Annotated in this window: 26 protein-coding genes; 10 read left to right on the top strand and 16 right to left on the bottom strand. The window is 70.9% G+C overall.

What is annotated here, in order from left to right; translation table 11 throughout:
• Positions 1-62 precede the first annotated feature (62 nt).
• From E1292_RS10005 to E1292_RS09995, 3 genes are all read left to right on the top strand, one after another.
• Entirely contained in the window at positions 63-767 is a 705-nt protein-coding gene (locus tag E1292_RS10005) for an iron-dependent transcriptional repressor DtxR (protein WP_132512881.1), read from the top strand.
• A 123-nt stretch (positions 768-890) separates the two neighbouring features.
• Positions 891-3,113: an ATP-binding SpoIIE family protein phosphatase gene (locus E1292_RS10000; RefSeq protein ID WP_132594312.1), complete on the top strand. Its 2,223-nt coding sequence runs from the start codon at positions 891-893 to the stop codon at positions 3,111-3,113.
• Between the two features lie 16 nt (positions 3,114-3,129).
• Positions 3,130-3,897, top strand: coding sequence for an alpha/beta fold hydrolase (locus E1292_RS09995; protein ID WP_132594310.1), 768 nt, complete (start codon positions 3,130-3,132; stop codon positions 3,895-3,897).
• A gap of 51 nt (positions 3,898-3,948) precedes the next feature.
• On the opposite strand, the gene E1292_RS09990 is transcribed toward E1292_RS09995, so the two are convergent.
• Positions 3,949-4,773, bottom strand: coding sequence for a PaaX family transcriptional regulator (locus E1292_RS09990; protein WP_220446753.1), 825 nt, complete (start codon positions 4,771-4,773; stop codon positions 3,949-3,951).
• A 190-nt stretch (positions 4,774-4,963) separates the two neighbouring features.
• Here E1292_RS09990 and E1292_RS09985 point away from each other — a divergent pair, with 190 nt between their 5' ends.
• Positions 4,964-6,340, top strand: coding sequence for an MFS transporter (locus tag E1292_RS09985; RefSeq protein ID WP_132594307.1), 1,377 nt, complete (start codon positions 4,964-4,966; stop codon positions 6,338-6,340).
• Between the two features lie 122 nt (positions 6,341-6,462).
• Here the strand turns inward: E1292_RS09985 and E1292_RS09980 are convergent, their stop codons facing one another.
• From E1292_RS09980 to E1292_RS09960, 7 genes are all read right to left on the bottom strand, one after another.
• Positions 6,463-8,163, bottom strand: coding sequence for a (2,3-dihydroxybenzoyl)adenylate synthase (locus E1292_RS09980; protein ID WP_132594305.1), 1,701 nt, complete (start codon positions 8,161-8,163; stop codon positions 6,463-6,465).
• On the bottom strand, positions 8,144-10,225 hold the full coding sequence (locus E1292_RS09975; RefSeq protein WP_246090032.1) for an acetate--CoA ligase family protein: 2,082 nt from the start codon (positions 10,223-10,225) through the stop codon (positions 8,144-8,146). The genes E1292_RS09980 and E1292_RS09975 overlap by 20 nt, the downstream gene beginning before the upstream one ends.
• On the bottom strand, positions 10,222-11,793 hold the full coding sequence (locus tag E1292_RS09970; RefSeq protein WP_132594303.1) for an FAD-dependent monooxygenase: 1,572 nt from the start codon (positions 11,791-11,793) through the stop codon (positions 10,222-10,224). Before E1292_RS09970 ends, E1292_RS09975 begins: the two co-directional genes overlap by 4 nt.
• Positions 11,793-12,605, bottom strand: coding sequence for a fumarylacetoacetate hydrolase family protein (locus E1292_RS09965; protein WP_132594301.1), 813 nt, complete (start codon positions 12,603-12,605; stop codon positions 11,793-11,795). Before E1292_RS09965 ends, E1292_RS09970 begins: the two co-directional genes overlap by 1 nt.
• Positions 12,602-12,757, bottom strand: a complete 156-nt coding sequence (locus tag E1292_RS50980; RefSeq protein WP_165974467.1) for a hypothetical protein — start codon at positions 12,755-12,757, stop codon at positions 12,602-12,604. The genes E1292_RS09965 and E1292_RS50980 overlap by 4 nt, the downstream gene beginning before the upstream one ends.
• A 402-nt stretch (positions 12,758-13,159) precedes the next feature.
• The gene (locus E1292_RS50975; protein WP_165974466.1) at positions 13,160-13,321 is read right to left on the bottom strand and encodes a hypothetical protein; all 162 of its coding nucleotides are present in this window, start codon (positions 13,319-13,321) and stop codon (positions 13,160-13,162) included.
• A gap of 45 nt (positions 13,322-13,366) precedes the next feature.
• Complete coding sequence (locus E1292_RS09960) at positions 13,367-14,512, bottom strand: acyl-CoA dehydrogenase family protein (protein WP_132594299.1); 1,146 nt, start codon at positions 14,510-14,512, stop codon at positions 13,367-13,369.
• Between the two features lie 178 nt (positions 14,513-14,690).
• Here E1292_RS09960 and E1292_RS09955 point away from each other — a divergent pair, with 178 nt between their 5' ends.
• Positions 14,691-16,046 (top strand): hypothetical protein, encoded by a 1,356-nt coding sequence (locus E1292_RS09955; protein ID WP_132594297.1) that lies wholly within the window; start codon positions 14,691-14,693, stop codon positions 16,044-16,046.
• Positions 16,043-16,843: a class F sortase gene (locus tag E1292_RS09950; RefSeq protein ID WP_132594295.1), complete on the top strand. Its 801-nt coding sequence runs from the start codon at positions 16,043-16,045 to the stop codon at positions 16,841-16,843. The genes E1292_RS09955 and E1292_RS09950 overlap by 4 nt, the downstream gene beginning before the upstream one ends.
• A gap of 244 nt (positions 16,844-17,087) precedes the next feature.
• On the opposite strand, the gene E1292_RS09945 is transcribed toward E1292_RS09950, so the two are convergent.
• Both E1292_RS09945 and E1292_RS50970 read right to left on the bottom strand, forming a co-directional pair.
• Positions 17,088-17,471 carry a hypothetical protein gene (locus E1292_RS09945; RefSeq protein WP_132594293.1) on the bottom strand — a complete coding sequence of 128 codons (384 nt, stop codon included), beginning with the start codon at positions 17,469-17,471 and terminating at the stop codon, positions 17,088-17,090.
• Positions 17,472-17,612 (bottom strand): hypothetical protein, encoded by a 141-nt coding sequence (locus tag E1292_RS50970; protein WP_165974465.1) that lies wholly within the window; start codon positions 17,610-17,612, stop codon positions 17,472-17,474. It abuts the gene before it with no gap.
• Between the two features lie 7 nt (positions 17,613-17,619).
• On the opposite strand from E1292_RS50970, the gene E1292_RS09940 reads away from it, so the two are divergent.
• The 4 genes from E1292_RS09940 (at position 17,620) to E1292_RS09925 (ending at position 20,470) form a co-directional block, all read left to right on the top strand.
• Complete coding sequence (locus tag E1292_RS09940; protein ID WP_132594291.1) at positions 17,620-17,814, top strand: GVDTG sorting domain-containing protein; 195 nt, start codon at positions 17,620-17,622, stop codon at positions 17,812-17,814.
• A gap of 5 nt (positions 17,815-17,819) precedes the next feature.
• Positions 17,820-18,578 carry a class F sortase gene (locus tag E1292_RS09935; RefSeq protein ID WP_132594289.1) on the top strand — a complete coding sequence of 253 codons (759 nt, stop codon included), beginning with the start codon at positions 17,820-17,822 and terminating at the stop codon, positions 18,576-18,578.
• Positions 18,579-18,602: 24 nt separating this feature from the next.
• Complete coding sequence (locus E1292_RS09930; protein WP_132594287.1) at positions 18,603-19,256, top strand: hypothetical protein; 654 nt, start codon at positions 18,603-18,605, stop codon at positions 19,254-19,256.
• 68 nt (positions 19,257-19,324) lie between these two features.
• The gene (locus E1292_RS09925; RefSeq protein ID WP_132594285.1) at positions 19,325-20,470 is read left to right on the top strand and encodes an acetyl-CoA C-acetyltransferase; all 1,146 of its coding nucleotides are present in this window, start codon (positions 19,325-19,327) and stop codon (positions 20,468-20,470) included.
• Positions 20,471-20,554: 84 nt separating this feature from the next.
• On the opposite strand, the gene E1292_RS54840 is transcribed toward E1292_RS09925, so the two are convergent.
• From E1292_RS54840 to gvpO, 6 genes are all read right to left on the bottom strand, one after another.
• Positions 20,555-20,677 (bottom strand): hypothetical protein, encoded by a 123-nt coding sequence (locus E1292_RS54840; RefSeq protein ID WP_281284013.1) that lies wholly within the window; start codon positions 20,675-20,677, stop codon positions 20,555-20,557.
• A 180-nt stretch (positions 20,678-20,857) separates the two neighbouring features.
• Complete coding sequence (locus E1292_RS09920; RefSeq protein WP_132594283.1) at positions 20,858-21,175, bottom strand: gas vesicle protein K; 318 nt, start codon at positions 21,173-21,175, stop codon at positions 20,858-20,860.
• Entirely contained in the window at positions 21,165-21,368 is a 204-nt protein-coding gene (locus E1292_RS09915; protein ID WP_220446751.1) for a gas vesicle protein, read from the bottom strand. The genes E1292_RS09920 and E1292_RS09915 overlap by 11 nt, the downstream gene beginning before the upstream one ends.
• Positions 21,365-22,147, bottom strand: coding sequence for a GvpL/GvpF family gas vesicle protein (locus E1292_RS09910; protein WP_132594281.1), 783 nt, complete (start codon positions 22,145-22,147; stop codon positions 21,365-21,367). The genes E1292_RS09915 and E1292_RS09910 overlap by 4 nt, the downstream gene beginning before the upstream one ends.
• A complete protein-coding gene (gene gvpJ / locus E1292_RS09905) occupies positions 22,137-22,550 on the bottom strand; it encodes a gas vesicle protein GvpJ (protein WP_132594279.1) in 414 nt (137 codons plus the stop codon). The genes E1292_RS09910 and gvpJ overlap by 11 nt, the downstream gene beginning before the upstream one ends.
• Positions 22,547-22,978: a gas vesicle protein GvpO gene (gvpO, locus tag E1292_RS09900; RefSeq protein ID WP_132594277.1), complete on the bottom strand. Its 432-nt coding sequence runs from the start codon at positions 22,976-22,978 to the stop codon at positions 22,547-22,549. Before gvpO ends, gvpJ begins: the two co-directional genes overlap by 4 nt.
• Position 22,979: the final 1 nt, after the last annotated feature.

Here is a 22,979-nt window from a genome sequence, read left to right as displayed (position 1 = left end):
CCCGCTGCGGACGGGCCCAGTCCCCGCCACGACCGGCGTAGCATTCAGTTGGGAGGACTGCCTTGACCGCACACGGCCTGATCGACACCACGGAGATGTATCTCCGCACGATTTACGAGCTCGAGGAGGAGGGCATCGTCCCGCTCCGTGCCCGAATCGCGGAGCGTCTCCAGCAGAGCGGCCCCACCGTGAGCCAGACCGTCGCGCGCATGGAGCGTGACGGCCTCGTCCGCGTCGAGGGCGACCGGCACCTGTCCATGACCGAGCTGGGGCGCACGCTGGCCACCCGGGTGATGCGCAAGCACCGCCTCGCGGAGTGCCTGCTCACCCAGGTGATCGGGCTTCCGTGGGAAGAGGTGCACATCGAGGCGTGCCGCTGGGAGCACGTCATGTCGGAGTCCGTGGAGTCGCGCCTGGTGACGCTGCTCGACAATCCCACGGTCTGCCCGCACGGCAACCCCATCCCCGGGCTCGCCGAGCTGGGCGCCAGAGAGGCGGCCGAGTCCGGCGACAGCGCGCTGACCACGATGTGCGACGTCGCGGGGGCCAGGGAGACGCCCGTCGTCATCCGCCGAATTAGCGAACAAGTGCAAAGCGATCCCGCTGTGATGCTTAAACTCAAGCAAGTTGGGATACAACCCGGACGCGAGGTGACGCTCGCGGCGAGCGACGATGGTGTGCGGGTGACAGGTGACGGTGACAGTGACGACACTCCCGCGGAGCTTCCGCGTGATGTCGCCGCGCACGTTTTTGTCTCCAAGCGCTGACGCGCGCGCGGCTGCTTGGTTGAATCCCATCTGGGAGGCCCTCCACTCTCCCCTGGCCAAGACTGTTGCAGGAGCGCCCGTGGTCCGCTTTGCAGACACGCCACCCCGAGGAGTGGTCGCCGGATGAAGCGATGGGGGGATCTGTCACAGGAAACGGCTGATCACCTTGGCGCCGGGTCCGTGCTCGACCACGCTGAGATGGCGGTGGTCGTCACCGACCGTTTCAGCAACCTGCTCTACTGGAACCCGTTCGCCGAGAAGCTCTTCGGCCACACGGTCGCGACGTCGGCGCGTGACACCTCCGTCCTGTCCCTCGGGATCATGGAGAAGGACCACCCGCTCGCCATCGAGCTGGCCAAGCACGTGCTCAAGGGCGGCGTGTGGGAGGGCACGTTCGACGTCCGGCGCGGCGACGGCACCATCGTCTACGTCCGCGCCCAGGCCGTGCCGCTGCGCCACGAGTCGGGCTCGGTGACGGGCATCGTCATCCTCGCCCGCGAGGCGCTGCGCAGCAACGAGCGCGAGAAGGACCGGTTCGGGCTGCTGGAGCGCATCGGCGAGCGGCTGGCCGGCTCCCTCTACGTCGAAGAGACGCTCAAGCGCGTGGCCGAGATGCTGGTCCCGCAGTTCGCCGACCACTGCTTCATCGAGTTGACAGAGGGCGATCGGCTGGTCCGCCGGGTCTCGCAGCACGTGCAGGGGTGGGCGCCCCCGTTGGGCACATGGAAGCCGGTGGGCGCGGAGATCCGCTACCCCTCCGGCCACTACGCCGACACCGCGCTGCGCCGCCAGGAGACCATCCTGGTCGAAGACTTCTCCAACAGCAGTTTCCCCGCCCCCACCGAGAGCAGCGCGCGGCTGTGCGGCGAGATCGGCATGACCTCGGCCATCGTCGCCCCCCTGCTGGTGCGCGGCGAGATGCTGGGGCTGATGTACCTCGGCCTGTCCAACCTGACCGACCGGCGCAGCCCTCACTACGACGCCTTCGACCGTGACTTCGTGGGGGCCATCGCCACCAGGGTCGCGCTCGCGATCGACAACGCGCTGCTGTTCGAGGAGGAGCGCCACACCGCGGAGTCGTTCCAGAAACACCTGCTGCCCAGGGCGCTGCCGCAGCTCGACGGCCTGCAGATCGCGGTGCGCTACTACCCTGCCGCCCCGCTGGCCTCCCACGGGCAGGGCATCCAGACCCAGGTGGGCGGCGACTGGTACGACGTGATCCCGCTGTCGGCCGGCCGCGTCGGCATCGTGATCGGCGACGTCGAGGGCAGGGGCGCCAAGGCGGCGGCCGTCATGGGGCAGCTCAGGGCCGCCCTGCGGGCGTTCGCGCAGGACGACAAGTCGCCCGCCGACATCCTGGCCAGGCTCGACGAGTGGACCCGCATCATCGCCACGCCCGAGCAGGACGACAACGGCGCCGACATCAGCATCCCGCCCATCGTGACCTGCCAGTACCTCGTCTACGACGCCTGGTCGCGCCAGCTGTCCTTCGCCAACGCCGGCCACGCGCCGCCGCTGCTGCTCGTCGACGGCCAGTGTGTCGAGCTCGACATCGAGGAGGTCGGCCAGCCGCTCGGGGTGCGCGCCAAGGGCCTGCACGCCGACCTGGTCTACAAGGAGGAGACCCGCACCCTCCCGCCGGGCGCGGCGCTGCTGCTCTACACCGACGGCCTCGTCGACCGCCGTCCCGGTCGCGACGGGCGTCCGCCGAGCGAGGAGGAGACGCTCGGGGTGCTCTGCGAGGCGCTGACCAAGATGTCCGGGGCCGAGGCCGAGCGCATCGCCGACGTCGCCACGGTCGCGGTGCCCGGCGAGATCGACGACGACATGGCGATCCTCGTGGTCCGCTCCAGCGACGTCGATCTCGACGTCGAGGAGCGCACGTTCCCCGCCCAGCCGATCATGGTGGGTGAGGCGCGGCGCATGGCGTCGGAGGCGTTCGCGGGCTGGAACGTCCCGGAAGAGCGCGCTGAGCTGGCCTGCCTGCTCGTCTCCGAGGTCGTGACCAACGTCGTGCTGCACGCCGCCACCTCCAGCGTGCCGCGCAGGGAGCTGGTCGTGGAGGGCCCGCCGCTGCCGTTCGAGGAGTCGTGGGACGTGCCGGGCCTCGATGACGAGGTGGTCGGAGACAAGGAGTTCACGCTGCGGCTGCGCAGGGGAGAGGAGTCGGTCTGGGTCGAGGTGTTCGACCAGGATCTCCGCCTGCCCCGCATCCGCAGCGCGGGCGAGAACGACGAGGGCGGGCGCGGCCTTTACCTGGTCGATCAGCTGGCCAGACGCTGGGGGTCGCGACCTACCAGGGAAGGCAAAGCCGTCTGGTTCGAGATTCCCACGCGCAGCAGGTGAGTGATTCACTGGGCGGATGGAGCTGGCCTTCGAACGACGGGGCGCCGGCGCGCCGCTGATCCTCATCCACGGCATCGGTCACCACTGGCAGGCGTGGACTCCGGTGATCGACAGGCTGGCCGCCGCCCGCACGGTGATCGCGCTCGACCTGCCCGGGTTCGGCGCCTCGCCGGGGCTGCCCGAGGGCATCCCCTACACCGCCGAGTCGCTGGCCGACGCGGTCGAGTCGTTCTGCGCGCTGCTCGGCGTGCGCGAGCCGCACGTGGCGGGCAATTCGCTCGGCGGCTACATCGCGCTCGAGCTGGCCTCGCGCGGCGTCGTACGCACGGCCACCGCGCTGTCGCCGGCGGGTTTCTGGTCGCGTTCCGAGCTGGTCTACTGCCAGTCGGTGCTGCGTGCCCTGCGGGCCTCGGCCAGGGCGATGCCGCAGGGGCAGGTCGTCAGGACGGCGGAGAACCCGATGTTGCGGGCCGTGTCGGCCGGTGTGCTGGTCGCCCACCCGTCCCGGCTGTCGCCGACGGCGCTGATCGCGGCCACGCAGGCGCTGGGCCGGGCGAGCGGTTTCGACGAGACGCTGGAGTCGTTCTCCGGGCTGATGCCGCCCGCGCCGCCGAAGTCGCCCATCTCGATCGCGTGGGGCGAGCACGACCGGCTCCTGCTGCGCCGCCAGGCGGTGCGGGCGGCCCGCTGGTCGGGGCAGCGGGTCAAGCTGCTGAAGGGGTGCGGCCACGTGCCGATGAGCGACGACCCCGACCTCGTGGCCCGCGTCATCCTGGAGGCGTGACCTCCCCACGCTCCCGTTCTGGGTGCGGCCGACAGGCCGACCGCGGGGGCGTCAGCGCAGGGGGCCGATGCCCAGGGAGGCACAGAACTGCTCCGCTTCGGGGCGGAGGCGTTCGTGCAGGTCGAGGAAGAGGTCGTGGACATCGCGGCCGACCCAGCCGGCGGGCACCAGCTCCAGCGGCAGGTCGGGGTCGTCGAAGGGCAGCATGCGGTAGTCGTGGACGAGGCGGGTGCGTTCGATCAGGGCGTGTCGCCCGCGTGGCGGGGCCGAGGTGAGGCGGGCGAGCAGCGCCTGGTACGCGTCGCGCTTGGCGAGCAGGGCCAGGTGCAGCTCGTTCAGATCCCAGCACCTGCCGGCCATGTCGACGTCGGAGGCGGCGCCCAGCGAGCGGCTGGTCAACAGGTCGAGCCGGACGGATGGCTCGTCGGCCAGTCCGGCGACGACCTCCTGGAGCCGTTCGTGCGGCGAGATCCACGTGGAGGCCGCGAGCGGCCCGAAGCCCAGCCACCGGAGCTTCTTGCGGACGCGTTCCCGGGCCCCGCGGTCGGTTTCGGGCACGTGATAGATGACCACCCGCCACTGTCGGTCCCACGGCTCGCGCTCGCGCTGGAAGATGCGCTTGCGTCCCTCGTCGAGCAGGCGCCAGCTCCGGTCGGTCATGCGATAGACGGTCGAACGGCCCTGCTTCTCGGTGTCGAACCAGCCTTCCTTGCGGAGCCGTGACATGACCACCCGGGTCGTCGCCTCGGGGACGTCGAAGGCGGCGAGCACATCAGTGAGCGTCTGCAGCGGGGCGGCGCCGTCGTCGTAGCGCACGTAGTCGCCGAACAGATCGAACACGATCGACCGCGGCTTCACCGACTTGCCTCCAACCATCAGAGATCATTACGTCGAACAGGCTAGCATGCGATCGTTGATCAAGTGACACTCCTGAACTCCCTATACAACCGCGTTATTTGCCTATTCTGTTTCAGATCCTTGACGGTCGTCCATTGTATGGGTAGCTTCGGCGACACCTGCCCGGCGTCCCGGCCGGGTCGCTGGACCTCGCTCGCTGGAAGTGACCATGGACGCGAATGCACGCCCCCCGTCCGTCCGCCGCGGAAGCGGCCTCCCCGTCGTCGCCATCTGTTTCGCCACGATCGTCTTCGATGGCTACGACCTGATCGTCTACGGATCGGTGGTGCCGAGCCTGCTCGCCGACCGATCGTGGCACCTGACCGCCGCCCAGGTGGGTGCCATCGGCAGCTACGCGCTCATCGGCATGCTCATCGGCGCGCTCGTCACCGGCGCGGTCACCGACGCCATCGGACGACGCAAGATCATCATTGTGAGCGTGGCCTGGTTCTCGGCCGCCATGATCCTCTGCGCCCTCGCCCCGTCCCCCGAACTCCTCGGCTTGTTCCGCTTCGTCGCCGGAATCGGGCTTGGGGGTGTCGTGCCGACCGCGATCGCGCTCACCGTCGAGTACGCCCCGCGCGACCGGCGCAACCTTTACAACGCGCTGATGTACTCGGGCTATTCGGTGGGCGGCATCCTCGCCGCAATTCTGGCCCTGGCACTCATCGCCGACCATGGGTGGCGGCTGATGTTCTGGATCGGCGCCGCGCCGCTCGTGCTGATCCTGCCGCTCGCCATCAGGTACCTTCCAGAATCGGCCGCGTTCCTGCTGGCCCACGGCCACCGCGCCGAGGCCGAGGCGCTGGCCGTCCGCTATGGGCTCGACCTCGACGCGGTCGCCGGCGACACCGGCCGGGCCGGCGAGCCCGCCTCGGACGGCGCGCACACCCGCACGCGTACCGGCGCGATCGCCCTGCTGTTCCGCCGCGGCAACCTGGCCGCGACCCTCCTGTTCGGCGCGGCCAGCTTCTGCGGCCTGCTGCTGGTCTACGGCCTGAACACCTGGCTACCGCAGATCATGCGGACGGCCGGCTACCCGCTCGGCTCCTCGCTGCAGTTCCTGCTCGTGCTCAACATCGGCGCGATCGCCGGCACGATCGCGGTGTCCTTCCTCGCCGACCGGTTCGGCCCGAAGATCGTGACCGCCGGCGCCTTCCTCGCCGCGACCCTCTGCCTGTACGTCATGAGTCTCCGCCTCGACACGGCCGTGCTCATGGTGTGTGTGGCGGTGGCGGGACTGGGCAGCGTCGGCACCCAGATCCTGGTCAACGGGTTCGTCGCCACCCACTACCCCTCGGCGAGCCGCGCCACCGCCCTCGGCTGGTCACTGGGCGTCGGCAGGCTGGGCGCGGTCCTCGGTCCGCTGCTCGGCGGATGGCTGCTCGGCTCCGGCCTCGGTTTCCAGTGGAACTTCTACGGATTCGTGCTTCCCGCGCTGCTCGGCACGGTGTTCATCGCCGCCGTCCCGCGCCTGCGCGCGGTCGCGGCGCACCGACGCGGCATCAGCGTCCCGACCCGGGACAGCGCGTCAGCGCGGCCATGACCGATGTGCACCGCCGGCATGCCAGCGAGCATGCCGGCGGTGCTCCTGCGTCCGCGGGTTCGTTACCCGGTAAGGGCTGCGAGCAGTTCACGGAAAAGGGAGCGGCGGGTCGCGCCGGGCGGTCACGCGCCGGCCCCCGTCGCCAGGCGCTTCGCGATGTCCGCGCGCAGCGCCTTCTTGTCGATCTTCCCCACCTTGGTCGAGACCAGTTCATCGACGATCACCAGACGCTCGGGCAGCTTGAAACGGGCCACCCCGATGCCCTCCAGGGTTTCCCGGATCTCCGCAAGCGTGACGGTCGTCCCCGGACGGGGCACCACGTAAAGGCACACCCGCTCGCCGAGCACGGCGTCCGGCATCGCCACTGCGGCCACCTGTCCGACCGCGGGCACCCGGTAGACGAGGTTCTCCACCTCCTCGGCGGAGATCTTCTCGCCGCCGCGGTTGATCATGTCCTTGTCCCGGCCCTCGACGATGAGGTTGCCCTCTGGCGTACGCCGGCAGATGTCGCCCGAGCGGTACCAGCCGTCGGCAGTGAAGGCGCGGGCGTTGTGCTCGGCGGCGCGGTAGTAGCCACGCGGCGTGTACGGGCCTCGGGTGAGCAACGAGCCAGGTTCCCCTTCGGGGACGTCACGGTCGGACTCGTCGACCAGCCGCACCTCGTCGTCCGGGCACAGCGGCCGGCCCTGGGTGGTGCACACGACGTCGTCGGGATCGTCGAGCCGGGTGAAGTTCAGCAACCCCTCGGCCATGCCGAACACCTGCTGGAGCGCCGTCCCCAGCGTGGGTTTCACCTGCCGCGCCAGTTCGTCGGCCAGCCGGGCGCCGCCGACCTGCAGCACGCGCAGGCTCGCCAGCTCGGCGGCCCCGTGCGCGGTCGCGTGCTCCAGCCAGCGCCCGGCCACGGCAGGGACCAGCGCGGTGTGCGTGACTGCCTCGGCCGCGATCGTGGCGAAGGCGCGCGAGGGCTCCGGTGACGGCAGCATGACGACGCTGCCGCCCACGAGCAGCGTGCCGAGGATCCCGGGGCAGGCGAGCGGGAAGTTGTGCCCCGCGGGCAGGCTGACCAGGTAGACCGTGTCCGGTCCCATGGCGGCGATCTCCGCACTGGCCCGCGCGTTGTAGGCGTAGTCGTCGTGGGTGCGCGCGATGAGCTTGGGCAGTCCGGTGGTTCCGCCGGAAAGCAAGAACACGGCCACGTCCCTGCTGGAGGGAGCGTTCGCGTCGAGCCGCGCGCGGTCCGCCGCCGGGTCCGTGCTCGCGGCGCACAGGGCGCGAAGGTCGACGCTGTCCGGGCCGACGTCGTCGCCGGCGACCAGGACATGCCAGTCGGCGCCGGTCACGGCCCGGACCTCGGCGGCCAGCTCGTGGGCGAGCGCCTGGTGGTCGAAGTCCCGCATCCGGTCCGCCACCGCGATCGCGACCGCCTCGGAGTGGGTCGCCAGGTGGCTCAGCTCGCTCCGCCGGTGCGCGGGCATGGCCATCACCGGCACCACGCCGGCACGCAGGCAGGCGAGGGTGAGCACGACGAACTCCCAGCCGTTGCCCAGTTGCACCACGATACGGTCGCCGGGGGCGATGCCCAGGTCCAGCAGCCGGACCGCGGCGGCATCGGCGCGCTCGACCAGCTCGGCGTGGGTGAGTCGGAGTCCCGCGCCGTCGCGCGCCGTCACGTCGACCAGCGCGGGCGCGGCGGCGAAGCGGTCGGCCGCCGCGCGCAGCAGGTGCCCGAGCGGCTCGCCCGCCCAGTAGCCGGCGGCGACGAACCGCTCCGCCTCCGCCCGAGGCCAGGGCACGATGTGCTCATTGATCAGGCTGGGCATCGTCGGCCTCCTCAGTGATGATCACGGCGTCGAGCGCGACCAGACCGTCAACGGTGACCCGCATCGGGTTCACCTCGATTTCGTCGAGTGTGGGATTGGCGGCAAGGAGCTCGCCGAGGGCGGTGACCACGGCACCCAGCTCATCGGGATCGAGAACGGGGCCGCCGCGCCAACCGTCGAGCAGGGCCCGGCCGGCCAGTTCCCCGGGCATGGTGGCAGCCTCCGCCGCGGTGAGCGGGGCGAGGCGGAGGGCGACGTCGGCCAGTGCCTCGGCTGTCGTCCCACCGAGGCCGAGAAGCACCAGCGGCCCGAAAACGGGGTCGCGGCGCGCGCCGACGACCAGATCGACCCCGGGCGGCGCCATCGTCTCCACGAGGTAGCGGTCTGCGCCGATCGCGTCGAGCTTGTCGAGCACCGCATCGAGTTCGGCCGGGGCCGAGACGCCGAGGTGCACCCCGCCGACCTCGGTCTTGTGCAGGATCGCTGCGTCGAGCACCTTGACCGCGACCGGCCCGCCCAGCTCGGCGAGCGCCGCGTGCGCGGCGGACCGGTCGTGACACACCCGCCGCGGCATGGTCGCCACGCCGAGCCGGCCGAGCAGTTCCTTCGCCTGGTGCTCGTCGTACGCGCCGGTGATGCCGGTCGGCACGTCGCCGGCCGGGGGCGTCGCGGGGACGGAGCGGCGGGCGCGGGCGTCGGCCAGCAGCGCGGCCGTCGCCGCGGCCACTCCGCGCGGCTCGGTGGCCACGGCGATTCCGGCGTCGAGCAGGGCTCGCCGGTTCCGGACGACCTGCTCGCCGACCCCGCCCAGGCCCAGCACGATGGGCACCCCCGCCGCGCGGCCCTCCCGGGCGGCGGCAACGAGGTCCACCGCGTCGGGCTCGTGCAGCGCGTACGCCGCGATCACGTCGACTTCGGGGTCGGCGCCGACAGTGGCCAGTACGCGGCCGAGGTCGGGGCCGGGGCGTCCGGTGTCGACGGGGTTGCGCTGGAAGGTGAGCGGCGGCAGGATCCCGGCCAGCGTCTCCTGGGTGGCGGCGGCCAGCTCAGGCACGTTCACCCGGCGGCCCCGCAGGTCGTCCAGCAACAGCAGGCCGGGTCCCGCCTGCGCGGTGACCACGCCCACGCCGGGCTCGGCGCAGGGGCGGGCGCGGGTGACGGCGAGCGCGCCGACAGCGTCCACCAGTTCCCGCTCATCGTCGACGAGCACGGCCCCGGCCTGCGCGAGCGCGGCCCGGGCGGTCCGCCAGGACGTCGCGAGCGCGCCGGTGTGCGACGCGGCGAAGGCGCCCACGTCGTGCTTGCCGACCACGAGCGCGACGACCGGAAGGCGGGCCGCGACCCGGCGTACGGCGGCGACCAGGCGCGCGCCGTCCGCGACCGATTCGACGTGCAGCGCGACGGCGCCCGTCGCGGGGTCGTCCGCGAGATAGTCCAGGACGTCGGGGGCGGTGATGTCGACCCCGTTGCCCAGGCCGACGGCGAGGCTGATCCCGTGTCCGGCCTCGCCCAGCAGGAACGCCAGCGCGTGGTTGACCCCGCCGCTCGCCGCGACGATGGCCACCCTGCCGGGCCGTACCTGGGCGATGCCGGGGACGAAGCTGGCGGTGACACCGGCATGGGGGGCCAGGAAACCGCTCGTGTTCGGGCCCAGCAGCCGGATGCCGGACTCGGCGACGACCTCGGCGAGTTCGCGCTGCAGCCCGATCCCCGGGCCGCCGGCCTCGGCGAAGCCCCCGCCACAGATCACCGCGGCCCGCGCGCCGGCCGCCGCGGCCTCGGCGAGCACAGCCGGGCAGGCCGGCGCCGGTACGCAGATCATCGCCAAGTCAACCGGTCCGTTCTCCGCGGCGTCGCGCACCGAAGCGTACATGGTGTCGTCGCGGTGGTTGACCAGCGCGAGGTGACCCCCTTCGCCGGCGAACCCGGACAGGGAACGGGCAAGGGCGGCACCGAGCTTGTTCCGGGTTCGTGACGCGCCGACGACGGCGATCCCGCGCGGCGCGAACAGCGGGGCGAGGTTGTTCGGTCGCCGCGTCGTCCCCGGTGCGGTGCGGATCACTCTGCGGCTCCCATCAGGTCGGCGCGGCCGGACAGGACGGTGGTCACCGCGCGGTCGGTGTCGGGTTCGGGGTCGATCAGCAGGGCGGGGATCCGCTCCCGCATGCGCGCCTGCTCGCACACCAGCGTCCGGGTCAGCGGCGTCCCGCCGTGGACGGCGGCCAGAACCAGGCCGCTGCTTGCCGGCAACTCGGCGAGCCGGCCGAAGACCTGGGGCAGTCCCGCCTCGGTATCCGGCGCCCGCACCACCGCACCCCAGGGGCCGGGGATCCGGTCCGCCGAGAGCACCAGGGCGGGGGCGCCCCGGACCGCCGTCGGGGTGCCATCGGCCGCTGTCGCCACCCCCACCAGCCGGCCCGGTGCCGACCAGCCGGCGTTCTCGAACGGCGTGCGCAGCGGCTCGGCGCCGTACGCGGCGACCCAGCCGGCGTGGCTGGCGGCGATGAAATCGGGGGCCCGGCGGGCGAGCCGCTCGTCGGTGATGCTGCGGGACAGGAAGTGGTAGGCGAACTGCCACGGCTCGAAGTGGTCGTGATATCGGCCGAAGTGCTCCCACCAGGCCAGGCTCGGCCGTGCCGACTCCTGGATCCTGCGCACCGAGGGCTGCGCGGCCTCCTGGTAGGCGGTGAGCGCCGCGGGGATGTCGCCAGGGTGGTTGACGAGCGCACGCGCGAGTTCGACCGCGTCCTCCATCGCCATCTTCGTACCCGACCCGACCGAGAAGTGCGCGGTATGCACGGCGTCACCGAGCAGCGCGACCGGACGCGGCGTCAGGGTGTGCCACGTGCGGGTGCGGCGGGTGCGGAAGTTGCCCCAACGGGAGTTGTTGGTGAGCAGTCGCCTGCCGTCGATCTGGCCGGCGAACAGCTTCTCCAGGTACGCCTTCGACTTCAGGTCGCTGGCGCCCGGTGGGCTCGTCACGTCGAACTCGTCGAGCCCGGCGCGGCGCCAGGACGCCTCATCGGTTTCCACGATGAACGTGGACATGTCCTCGGAGATGGGGTAGCCGTGCACCGCGAAGGCGCCGTGGGGGCCGCGCTCGTAGACGAAGGTCAGCCCGTCGAACATGTAGTCGGTGCCGAACCAGATGAACTTGGCGGTGGCGGTCTCGACCTCGACTCCCAGATCGGCCGCGAGCCGCTCGCGGATCTGGGAACCGGTCCCGTCAGCCGCGACCACCAGGTCGTAGCCGCCGAGGTCGTCCAGGGTCACCTCGGTGGAGAAGCGAAGCTCGGCGCCGACGTCGCGGGCCCGCGCCTGCAACAGGGTGAGCAGCGTACGCCGGACGATGGCGGCCATCCCGTTGCCGCCGCAGTGGATCCGCTCGCCCTTGAGCCGTACCTCGATGTCCTGCCAGTGACGGCCGTGCGCGTCGAGTGCCTCGCGCAGCACCGGGTCGGCTTCGTGGATGCCGGCCAGCGTCCGGTCGGAGAACACCACGCCGAAGCCGAAGGTGTCGTCCGCGCGGTTCCGCTCGAACACGGTGACCTCGATCGACGGGTCGGCCCGTCGGATGAGGGTGGCGAAGAAGAGCCCGCCGGGGCCGCCACCCGCTACTGCGACGCGCATCATTCTCCCTTGACGATCCTGTTGCGGAGCTCGCCGACGCCCTCGACCCGGGTCACCAGCTCCGAGCCTTCGCCGAGATAACGGGGAGGCTTGCGCGCGTGGCCGACCCCGCCAGGGGTGCCGGTGGCGATGATGTCTCCCGGGACCAGCGTGATGATCTTCGAGATGTACGCGATCAGGTCGGCGGGGCCGAACACGAGGTCGGCGGTGTCGGCCCGCTGGACCACGTCGCCGTCGACCCGGCATGAGACCTCGCCGGGCTGGATGCCGGTCACCAGCCAGGGTCCGACGGGCGTGCTGCGCTCGAAAGTCTTACCCTGCAGCCACTGCACCGAGCGGTACTGGTAGTCGCGGGCGGTGACGTCGTTGACCACCGTGTAGCCCGCGATCGCGGCTGCGGCCTGCTCCAGCGACGCGTGCCGTACGGTGGCGCCGACGACGACGCCGAGTTCGGCCTCCCAGTCGACCTCCGCGGATCCGGCGGGCAGTTCGACGGGGTCGTACGCGCCGACCAGGGCGCGCGCGTACTTGGCGAACAGCGCGGGATACGCGGGGAGTTCGCGGCCCATCTCCAGGATGTGCGTCCGGTAGTTCAGCCCGACGCAGATCACCTTCTCGGGCCGCGGGATCGGCGGCGCGTAGTCGAGGCCGGCGAGGTCGTGCCGCGGGCCGTCGGCGTTCTCGGCGGCCGCCCGCCAGGCCGGGTCGGCCAGGAACGCGCCGAGGTCGGCGGCGCCCAGTTCAACAGCGGCGTCGTCGTCGACGCGGACCGCGGCGTTGCCGTCGGCGGTCCGGATCGTCGCGAGTCTCATCGGGCGACCTCCTGTTGGGAGACACGGGCGAGGCCGAGGGCCTCGAGAACGGGGTCGTCGGAGAAGCGGAAGGTGTCCGGGCGCCCTCCAGAACGTGCCGGACCCACGATCCGGGCGGTGCGGGTCGTGGGGAGCCGGGTGGTCGGGGCCATGCGATTGTCCTCTCACGTCGTTCGGCAGCCGTCTGACGACGCAGCCATCGCTGTCAGAGTGCGGCCTGCCGCAACATTACAAGAACGAACGACGACCGTCTATATTCTGAAACGCTTCGCCCTGGAGGCTTGCCGCCGACCTGGAGCCGAGCGCACGGCAGTGCTGATACGGCGAGAACAGAGGATCGCCGGCGCGGCTACGACGGGCCGACGGCCCTTGCCCGTGTGGAATCACCCATCGAACGAGCGGCATCGAAATGACACACAAGCCCACGGGGGCGTGGATGGTCGGCGAAGGAACGCCCGCTCGGCCACCGAGTGTCCGTCGTGGCGGCCCAGTCGGCGGCGCGGGCACACGTCACGGACGGCCGGGCCGAGACCGGGGCCGTTGGGACGTTCGGGTTACAAGGTCGTCTGACCCCAGACGAGCAGCATGGCGATGATGAACACGATCATCACACCGGCGTAGCCGACCGGGCCCATGCGGAACGCCCGGCGCACGCGGTTGAGGCCCCACGCGACCAGCAGCGCCAGGAAGACCAGGAGGATCAGGCCGCCGTCCATGTCGTCCAGTATGCGGCGTGGGCGGGCTTCCCGCGCGGTGACAGGTCAGAATCCGAAGGACCTGCCGATGATCTCCTTCATGATCTCGGTGGTGCCGCCGTAGATGGTCTGGACCCGGCTGTCCATCCAGGCCTTGGCGACGGGATATTCCGTCATGTAGCCGTAGCCGCCGTGAAGCTGGAGGCACCGGTCGATGACCTTGGTCTGCACCTCGGTGGTCCACCACTTGGCCTTGGCCGCGTCGACCGCGGTGAGCTGCCCGGCGTTGAGCGCGCGGATGCACCGGTCGACGTAGTGGCGGGCGATCTCCGTCTCGGTGGCCAGCTCGGCGAGGACGAACCTGGTGTTCTGGAACGACCCGATGCTCCGCCCGAACGCCTGGCGGGTCCTGCAGTATTCGATGGTCTGCTCCAGTACGCCCTCCGCCGCGGCCACCGCCGCCACGGCGATCGACAGGCGCTCCTGCGGCAGGTTGTTCATGAGCTGGACGAAGCCCTCGCCGTCGTCCGGCCCGAGGCGGTTGGCGACGGGCACGCGGACGTTGTCGAAGAAGAGCTCGGCGGTGTCCTGGGCCTTCATGCCGATCTTGTCGAGGTTGCGTCCGCGCTCGAACCCCTCCATGCCCCGCTCCACGACGACCAGAGTGGTGCCCCTGGCCCCGGCCTCGGGGTCGGTCTTGGCCACCACGACCACGAGATCGGCGTTGATGCCGTTGGTGATGAACGTCTTCTGCCCGTTGACGACGTAGTGGTCACCCTCGCGGATGGCCGTGGTCCTGATGCCCTGCAGGTCGCTGCCCGCACCGGGCTCGCTCATCGCGATGGCGGTGATCAGCTCGCCGCTCACGAAGCCGGGCAGCCACCGCCGCCGCTGCGCGTCGTCGGTCAGATCCACCAGGTACGGCGCCACGACGTCGTTGTGCAGCGAGAAGCCGAGCCCGGTGGCGTTGTTCCTCATGAGCTCCTCGACGATCACCGCGTTGTAGCGGAAGTCCCGGATCCCGGAGCCGCCGTGCTCCTCCGGCACCGAGAAGCCGAACATGCCGAGCTCGCCGGCCTTCTTCCAGACCTCGCGGGGGACCACGCCGTCCTTCTCCCATTGAGCGTGGTGCGGCACGACCTCGCGGGCCATGAACGCGCGCACGGTCTCACGGAAGAGGAGGTGCTCCTCGTCGAAGAGGTCTCGCTGCATCGGTCGCCTCCGGAATAGGGTTCTGTTACTGGGAGGTATACCCCCTTTCCCGGTACGGCGGGAGCCGTGGACACGGGTTCATCACAAGTGGTCGGAGATGGTGGGTTCGGTATGTAGAGCGGGTGTTTTCGACTCTAAGATCTACCGTCGGCGTATTTGTGGCTGATCGGAGTCTCCCGTGAGTCGATGGCGCAAGGCGTTGATCGCCGCATCGGTGGGCGCGGCCGCTTCCACCGCGTTCGTCGTGACCTCCTCCATCCCCGGCCAGGCCGAAACCTCGCTGGTGGCCACCTACAAGTGCACCGGCGGGATCGCCGGCGCCGGAGTCGACATCGAGGCCACGATCACGCCGCAGGTCGAGGCCGGCGGGCTGATGAACGTCCGCTGGGGCATCTCGTACAAGGGCAATCCGAGGTTCGGCTCGCCCGGGTTCTTCCCCGCGGGCTCCTCCCTCGACCTCGAAGGCGTCGTGGACATCAGCGGCGCCTGGGTCGGCCAGTTACGGCCGAGGGGCGGCCAGGAGCAGGGCGAGCTGGTGCCGGGCGAGTTCCTCGAACTGCCCGAAGGGCTGTCCGACCAGGGATCCATCGGGCGTTCCGGGACGGTCCGCTTCAAGCCCGGCGCCCTGACCGTCAGGTTCACCCCCGCCGAGGGCGAGGTGATGGTCAACAACAACGCGCCGGACATCACGTACACGGGTGGCTGGACGCGGAGGACCACCGCGGAGGAGTTCGGCGACCACCTCTACGACCTGCACAGGACCAGAACGCAAGACGCCATCGCCAGGCTGGACTTCGTCGGCACGAAGGTCGCCTACATCGCCAGGCGCGAGCGCGATCTCGGCAAGATCAGGGTCATCCTCGACGGCAACGTCGTCACCGACCCGCTGGTCGAGCCGGGCAAGGACCGCAACGGGACCCCGATGACGGGCACCGCGTCCAAGGAGGTCCTCTGGGAGTCGCCGGAGCTCGAATACGGGCCGCACATCCTGGAGATCATCAACACCGAGGCGAAGGTCGCCTACGTCGACGCGTTCAGGGTGACGGTCAGCGACGTCACCGAGCCGCCGGCCCACGACCAGGCCACGTGCGAGCTCCAAGGTGACCCCGGGGCCATCGACGTCACCGTGCCCGGCCCGACGGACGACCCGACGGACGACCCGCCCACGGACGACCCGCCGACTGACGACCCTCCGACGGACGACGATCCGAGCGATGACCCGACCGACGAGGACAGCACGCCTCCGGAGGGCGACTCCATCGGCGGCGATCACGTGGCCGTGGTTCCCACGGGTTCCAGTTCGAGTTCGTCCACGCCGACGAGCAGCTCCAGCCCGACCGCGACCCGGTACTACCGGGCGCAGGTGCCCAAGACGCCCAAGGGCGGTGTGGACAGCGGCGAGGCGCCGGCCACCGGCGAAGGGCCGCCGCTCGGGCTCATGACCAGCGGAGCCGTGCTGATGGCGGGAAGCGTCGGTGGCGGCCTGCTGCTGCGCAGGCGCAGGGCCGCGCACGTCGGAGGAGCGGGACGATGACCGAGCGGACGACGCCGATGCAGCGCGCGCTGCCCGGCCTGCTGATCGCCGGCTCGCTCGGCGGGGTCGGCATCGTCATGGTGACGCTGCTCTCGCTGGCGCCGCCCGTGGACGACGGATCGGGGCCGCTCGCGGCGCCGGTCGCCGCGCAGGAGACGCCGACGAAGGCCCCGACGAAGGTGCCGATGGGGAACGCGGGCGCGTTCGTGTTGCCGGCCACCGTGGGGCCCGGGGGCAAGGACGTGCCCCTGACGCCGGCCCGCCTGGACGCGCCGCCCCCGCTGGCCGCCGCACCGGTGGTGCCCGCCATCCCGAAGGCCAGGAAGAAGAGCACGAGCAAGGTACGGCCGACCCGCATCAAGATCCCCAAGATCAAGGTCAACGCCTCGATCCGGTCCGTCACCCTGGACAAGCAGGGCAAACTCGGCACCCCGCCGCTGAGCAAGGCGGGCCTGACCGGCTGGTACCACCACTCGCCCCTGCCCGGCGAGCTCGGACCCTCGATCATCAACGGCCACGTGAGCACCCGCAGGGGCCCCGCCGTCTTCGACCGCCTGCGCGAACTGGCCAAGGGGGACCAGATCTACGTGTACCGCTCGGACGGCAAGGTCACCCGCTTCACGGTCAGCGGGATCGAGCAGGCCAGCAAGAACGCGTTCCCGACCAAGCGGGTGTACGGGAACACCACCAACTCCCAGATCCGGCTCATCACCTGTGGCGGGGTCTACAACAAGACGACCCACCACTACACGGACAACATCATCGTGTACGCGACGTTGTCGAAGAAGAAGGGCTGACCGGCCGATTTCTGGGTTTACGGGAAAGTTGACAGGGACAGTTCGTAAGATCTCAACCTAACCGTGACCAACAGCTGGAATTCTGGCACGACTGTTAATACTGCGCTGAAATGGAGCTGGAAGTGCTGACGTCCAAGGCGCGGCGCCGCGTCGCCCTCAAGGCATCCGCCATGGCCGTTCTAGGCGCAGGGATCTTCGCAGCGATACCTGTGATGGCCGCAGTGGCGGCTCCGGCTCCCGTGGCTTACACCTGCGGGCCGTCGGGCGCACCGACGGCCACCGTCCCCTTCCAGATGGAGCTGAAGACCCCGGCCGGCACCATCACCCCCAATGCCACGGTCACGGTCACCTGGGATGTCAAGCAGCCGGCGGCGGCGGAAAGCCAACTGCGGGCCACCGCGACGATCACACCGAACAGCACGGTTGGAGCTGTGGGTACTGTCAGCCCCAGCGGATCGCCGCTTCCTTCCACTTCAATCACCGCCTCCGGCGCCATAAGACAGCCGACGACCGTGACACCCAGCGCTGCCTTGCCGCTGCCGACCATGACCATGGTCGTCAGACCGACCGCGACGGGAACGGTCGCTCTCCGAGGCGGCGCCTTCGACATCAAGGTGAACAACGCCACCTACCACTGCCAGCCGCCGACCTCCGGCGGTCCTTCCGTGAACCTGGTGGTCGCCACCGGCACACCGACCGCCAGCCCCACGCCCACGAGAACGTCGCCCACGCCGACCCCGAGCAGCCCCAGGCCCACGAGGACCAGCACTCACACGGTGACCATCACGCCGTCGCCGTCGGAGTCCGAGCCGACCAGGAAGTCCCAGACTCCCAAGGCCGGGGCCGACACCGGGGCCGGTGGCACCATGGGCCCTGACGGGCGGTTGTTCATCCTCACCGGTGGCGCGCTGATCGTCGCCGCAGCCGGGGGTGGGCTCCTCATGCGTCGCCGTAACGCCGCCCGGGGCTGACGGGGATGTCCGGCTACTACCCGTACGGTGGCGGCGCTCCCGTACCGCCGCCTGAGGACAAAGGGGGCGCGGCGCTCAGGACCGTGCTGATCGTGGCGGCCATCGCCGGTGTGGTGACCGTGGTGGCCGGGTTGCTGATCGTCTTCCGGTCGCCCGACGAGTACGGCCTGGCCAGCAACCGGGACACCCTGGCGCTGGAGGCGCAGCCCAAGCCGTCGGGGCAGCCCGAGCAGGCGTTGTTCCAGGGCGGGCCCGACGTGCCGCCGCCGCTGCCGCAGATCAACCCGGCGCCTCCCATGCTGCCGTCCACTCCCATGCGGCTCGTGATCAAGCGGCTGGGGGTCAACGCGCCGATCAAATCGGTGGGCCTGGCCAGGAACGGCACGATCCAGGTTCCGCCGTCGAACAACGCCAACCTGGTCGGGTGGTACCGGAACATGTCGACGCCGGGTGAGGCGGGACCGGCCGTCCTGCTGGGGCACAAGGACACCAAGACGAGCCCGGCGGTGTTCAACCGGCTGCCGGAGCTCAAGCACGGCGACACCATCGAGGTCAAGCGCCAGGACAAGACCACGGCGGTGTTCACGGTCGGCGGCGTGGAGCAGGCCAGCAAGAAGACGTTCCCGACCCAGCGCGTCTACGGCAGCCAGGAGAACGCCCAACTGCACCTGATCACGTGCGGCGGCACCTATGATCGTCGCACCGGGCACTACACCGACAACGTCATCGTTTACGCGACGATGACGAGCTCCTATCGAAGCTGAGCGCGGAGGCTGGGCATGGGCTGGATGGCGAAGCGACGACTGCGTACAGGCCCCACGGCGGTGCTGCCCGCGAAGCCGGATCCGGCGAAGCTGCTGCGCATCGTGCAGCTGGCCGATCCCGGCGCGCGTAAGGAAGGCGACGACATCGTGGCGACCGACGTGCGGGTGTGCGCGCCGGTCGAGGCGGCGGGCGAGCTGACGGGCGGCGAGCTGGAGAAGGCGTGGGCGGTGCGGGTGGCCGCCGAGGGCCCGTTGCCGCTTGACTTCTTCGACCGCTATCTCGCCGAGGGCCTGGCTTTCCGGCTGAAGGGGCTGGCGGTGTGCCGGGGCGAGGTGAGCGATCCGGCCGACGAGGCGGAGGGCGGTCCCGCCGTCATCCTTCCGGTACGCCCGACGCCCGAGGAGCTGGCGCCGTTCCTGGAGCAGGAGGACGAGGAGTTCACGTTCACGGCGGGTGACATCAAGGCCGTGCTGGTGCCGCAGAAGGGCGGCCCGCCGGCGGCGGCGGAGCTGCTGCCGTTCGCCACCGAGCTGACGGCGATCGAGCTGCGCGGCGGGGAGCCGGAGAAGCTGGGCGCGCTCGCCCTTGAGCTGTCCGAGGCGCTGAACGGCCTGGCCGTCGACCGGTGGCGGTTCAGGATCGACGCGGCGGAGGACCTCGTACCCCCCTCGGAATGACCCTAGAACGTCGCTCTGTTGTAGTGTGCACCTAGTAACCGAATATTGCTCGGTTTCCAGGAGGCACTGTGGCAGAGGCGTACATCGTCGGGGCGGTCCGCACCCCGGTCGGCAAGAAGAAGGGCGGCCTGTCCACCGTCCACCCCACTGACCTGGCCGCGCACACACTGAAGGCGCTGATCGAGCGCACCGGCGTCGACCCCGCGGCGGTCGAGGACGTCATCATGGGGTGTGTCATGCAGTTCGGCCCCCAGAGCATGGACATCGCGCGCAACGCCTGGCTGTCGGCGGGCCTGCCGGAGACCACCGCCGGAGTCACGATCGACCGGCAGTGCGGCTCCTCGCAGCAGTCCATCCACTTCGCCGCCCAGGGTGTCCTGTCGGGCACCCAGGACCTGGTCGTGGCGGCCGGCGTCGAATCGATGAGCATCGTGCCCATGGGCTCCTCGATCACGGCCGCGCTCGAGAAGGGCATGCCTTTCCCGTTCGGCGAGATGTGGGTCGAGCGTTACGGCAAGCAGGAGATCTCGCAGTTCCGCGGCGCGGAGCTGATGTGCGAGAAGTGGGGCCTCAAGCGCGACGCGCTGGAGCAGTACGCGTTCGAGTCGCACCAGCGGGCCGCCAAGGCCGTCGCGAACGGCTACTTCAAGGACCAGATCGCCCCCGTCAACGGCGTCGAGGACGACGAGGGGCCGCGGCCCGACACCACGCTGGAGAAGATGGCCGGGCTGAAGACGCTGAAGGAGGGCGGCCAGATCACCGCCGCCACCTCCTCGCAGATCTCCGACGGCTCGGGCGCGGTGCTGATCGCCTCCGAGCAGGCGATCAGGGAGCACGGCCTGACCCCGCGCGCCCGCATCCACCAGCTCGCGCTCATGGGCGACGACCCGGTCTACATGCTGACCGCGCCGATCCCCGCCACCCAGCGGGCGCTGAAGAAGGCCGGCATGTCGATGGGCGACATCGACGTCGTCGAGATCAACGAGGCGTTCGCGCCGGTGCCGATGGCGTGGATGAAAGAACTCGACGCCGACCCGGCCAAGGTCAACCCGAACGGCGGCGCCATCGCGCTGGGCCACCCGCTGGGCGGCACGGGGGCGATCCTCATGACCAAGCTCCTGCACGAGCTGGAGCGCACGGGCGGCCGCTACGGGCTGCAGACGATGTGCGAGGGCGGCGGCCAGGCCAACGTCACCGTCATCGAACGCCTCTGAGCAGAAAGGGTGCGAGCGCCGCCTCCAGGCGTACGGGGGAGGCGGCGCTCGCTCTTCACTACCATCCCTGGTAGTTGTCCTTGGTCAGCGGCCCTTCGACGGCACGCGCCTCGGCGGCGCGATCGGGCGCTGCGGCATCTTCGGCAGCTGCCGGGGGGTGGGCAGCTGGGGCCGGTTCTTCTTCTTGTTGCTTGCGCGGACTCGCATGAGAAAGCTCCTTTACGTAACTCTCGACGCGGCTCGGAGGCCGGTCGGCAAGCTCAGCTGCCGCGTCTGGACGGACTGGCGGTCTTGGCCGGCTGAGCACGGGCCCTGAGGCCCGGCGAATTACAGGTAAAGGCGCATGCCCATGAAGCTACGGGGCCGCCGGTGCCCCGCGCAACCGAATTAATCCTTGGGCAGGAGGCTGCCGAGCGGGCCCAGGTCGAGGTTCAGGTCCGACGGCGCCAGGTCGAACCGCTCGCAGAGCTCCTCCATGGCCTCCTCCAGCCGCATGAGCGTCATGCCGAGCTGTTCGATCTGCTCGTCCGACAGGTCGCCCTGCTCCATCCTCCGTACGGACTGCCGCTCGACGAGCTGGCGCAGCAGCTCGACCAGCGTCAGCACGAGCCGGGACAGGTCACGCTCCACCGCCTCCGCGTCGGTGTCGATCCGCAGCCGCGGCTTCCTGGCCTGGCGGGCGGGCTCGCCGGGGTCACTCGTCATCGCGGATCGAGGTGATCAGTGCGTGGATGGAGATGCGTACGAGGTCGATGTCGGCGATCGACAGGACGAGGTCGCCGCTCACCACGACGCCCCCCGCGAGCAGCCGGTCGAGCAGGTCGACCAGCGCGACCCGCTCGGCGGGCAGCCGGCCCTCCTCGGCGAGCATGGCGCCACGAGGCTCCGGGTACGTCATGGTTCACCCCCTTCGTCCAGCGCGGCGAACGAGTACGGCGCCCACGGGCCGGTCAGCTCCAGCTCCCCGCCCTCGCCGCGCAACTCGTCCACCGTCCGTACGAACTCCGCGCGCCGTTCCTCGTCGACGAGGTAGGCGCCGTTGAGGATCATCCATTCCTTGCGCCCGGACAGCTGCGGGTCCTGGGCCCGGTGGCGGCGGCCGGCGACCGCGACGGAGGCCAGCCGGTCGTGGACCCGCTCGGCCCGGGCGCTCGCCCGCCGCCACGCCTCCTCCCTGCTGCGCAACCCCGCCTGGCGTTTGCGCAGGTACGCCGCTCCCGGACCGGTCGCGGCGCCGCCACTCTCCTGCGCGGCGGCGGGTTCGGCCTGCTCCGCCGGGTCGGCGTACACCTTCACGCCCCACTCCTGGCGACCGGTGATGCGGTCGAGCGCCTGGCAGAAGTCGTCGTGCCGCTCCTCCAGCAGGCCGGAGACCTGCTCGTCGCCGCTGTAGACGGTGACCAGCCGCACGGGTACGGCGGGCACCGCCACCGCCACCGCCTCGACCACGTGGTGGTGCGCCCTGGCGGTCGCGTCGAGCCAGTCCAGGTCCTCCATGGAACGCTGGAGCGGCTCCTCCCCGAACTCGGCCAGCGGCACGGTGCTCACGTACGCGACCAGCCCGGAACGGGTGATCGCCCGCACCGGCGCGCCCGCCACCCCCGACAGCCCTTCGGGGGAGGGGGCGCCGGAGTCGCGCGCGACCACGTACAGGTACGTGCCCGCGTCAGCCGTCATCTCGCCTCCTTCCGGCGCGCCGCCGCGGCGCGGGCTCGACGTCTTCGTCCTCCTCGACGTGCCCCTCGATGGCGGGCGGCGCAGAGCGGCCCTCCTCCAGGGCCTCGAGCCTCCTGCGCAGCCTGCGGTTCTCCTCCTCCAGGCCGCGGTCCTTCCCGGTCAGCCAGGGGTCGTGCTCCCACCAGTCGATGCCCATCTCCTTGGCGGTGTCGACCGAGGCGACGACCAGCCGCAGCTTGATCGTCAGCAGTTCGATGTCGAGGAGGTTGACCCGGATGTCGCCCGCGATGATCACACCTCTGTCGAGCACCCGCTCCAGGATGTCGCCCAGGTTGGCCGGCTCCCGCCCGCCGCCGGACGAGGACGGGTAGGCGCGTCCCGCCGGGCGTGCCGGTTCCATCATGATCCGCCCTCGCCCTGGTCGCCGCTGCCCCGCCGGTAGCGGCGCAGCCTCCGGTACGAGCGGAGCTCGCCGTCCGCGTCCAGCTCGGCCTGGTAGAGCGCGAGCACGTCGCCCGAGGACGGGATGCGGCGGTCCTCCACGACTTCGACGCCCACCACCCAGCCGTCACCTTCCGGCTTCACCAGCGTGATCCCCTCGGACTCCCGGCCGGTCAGCTCGACGATGTGGCGCAGCCCCGCCGCGCCGGCGCCGCCGGCCGACAGGGCCCTCGCGCGGGAGCGGGCCGGCGGAGCGTCGTCGCGAGACGCTTCTTCATCCGGTTCGTCCTCGACGGGCCGGTCCCCGGCCTGCTGGTCCTCGACGGGCTCCTGGGACTCGGCGTCCCGCTCGGCAGGGCGTCGCGCGCGGACCCTTCGCTGGGCGGGCACA

The organism is Nonomuraea deserti, assembly GCF_004348685.1.
Taxonomy (GTDB): Bacteria; Actinomycetota; Actinomycetes; order Streptosporangiales; family Streptosporangiaceae; genus Nonomuraea; species Nonomuraea deserti.
This window is presented reverse-complemented; position numbering and strand designations above follow the sequence as displayed.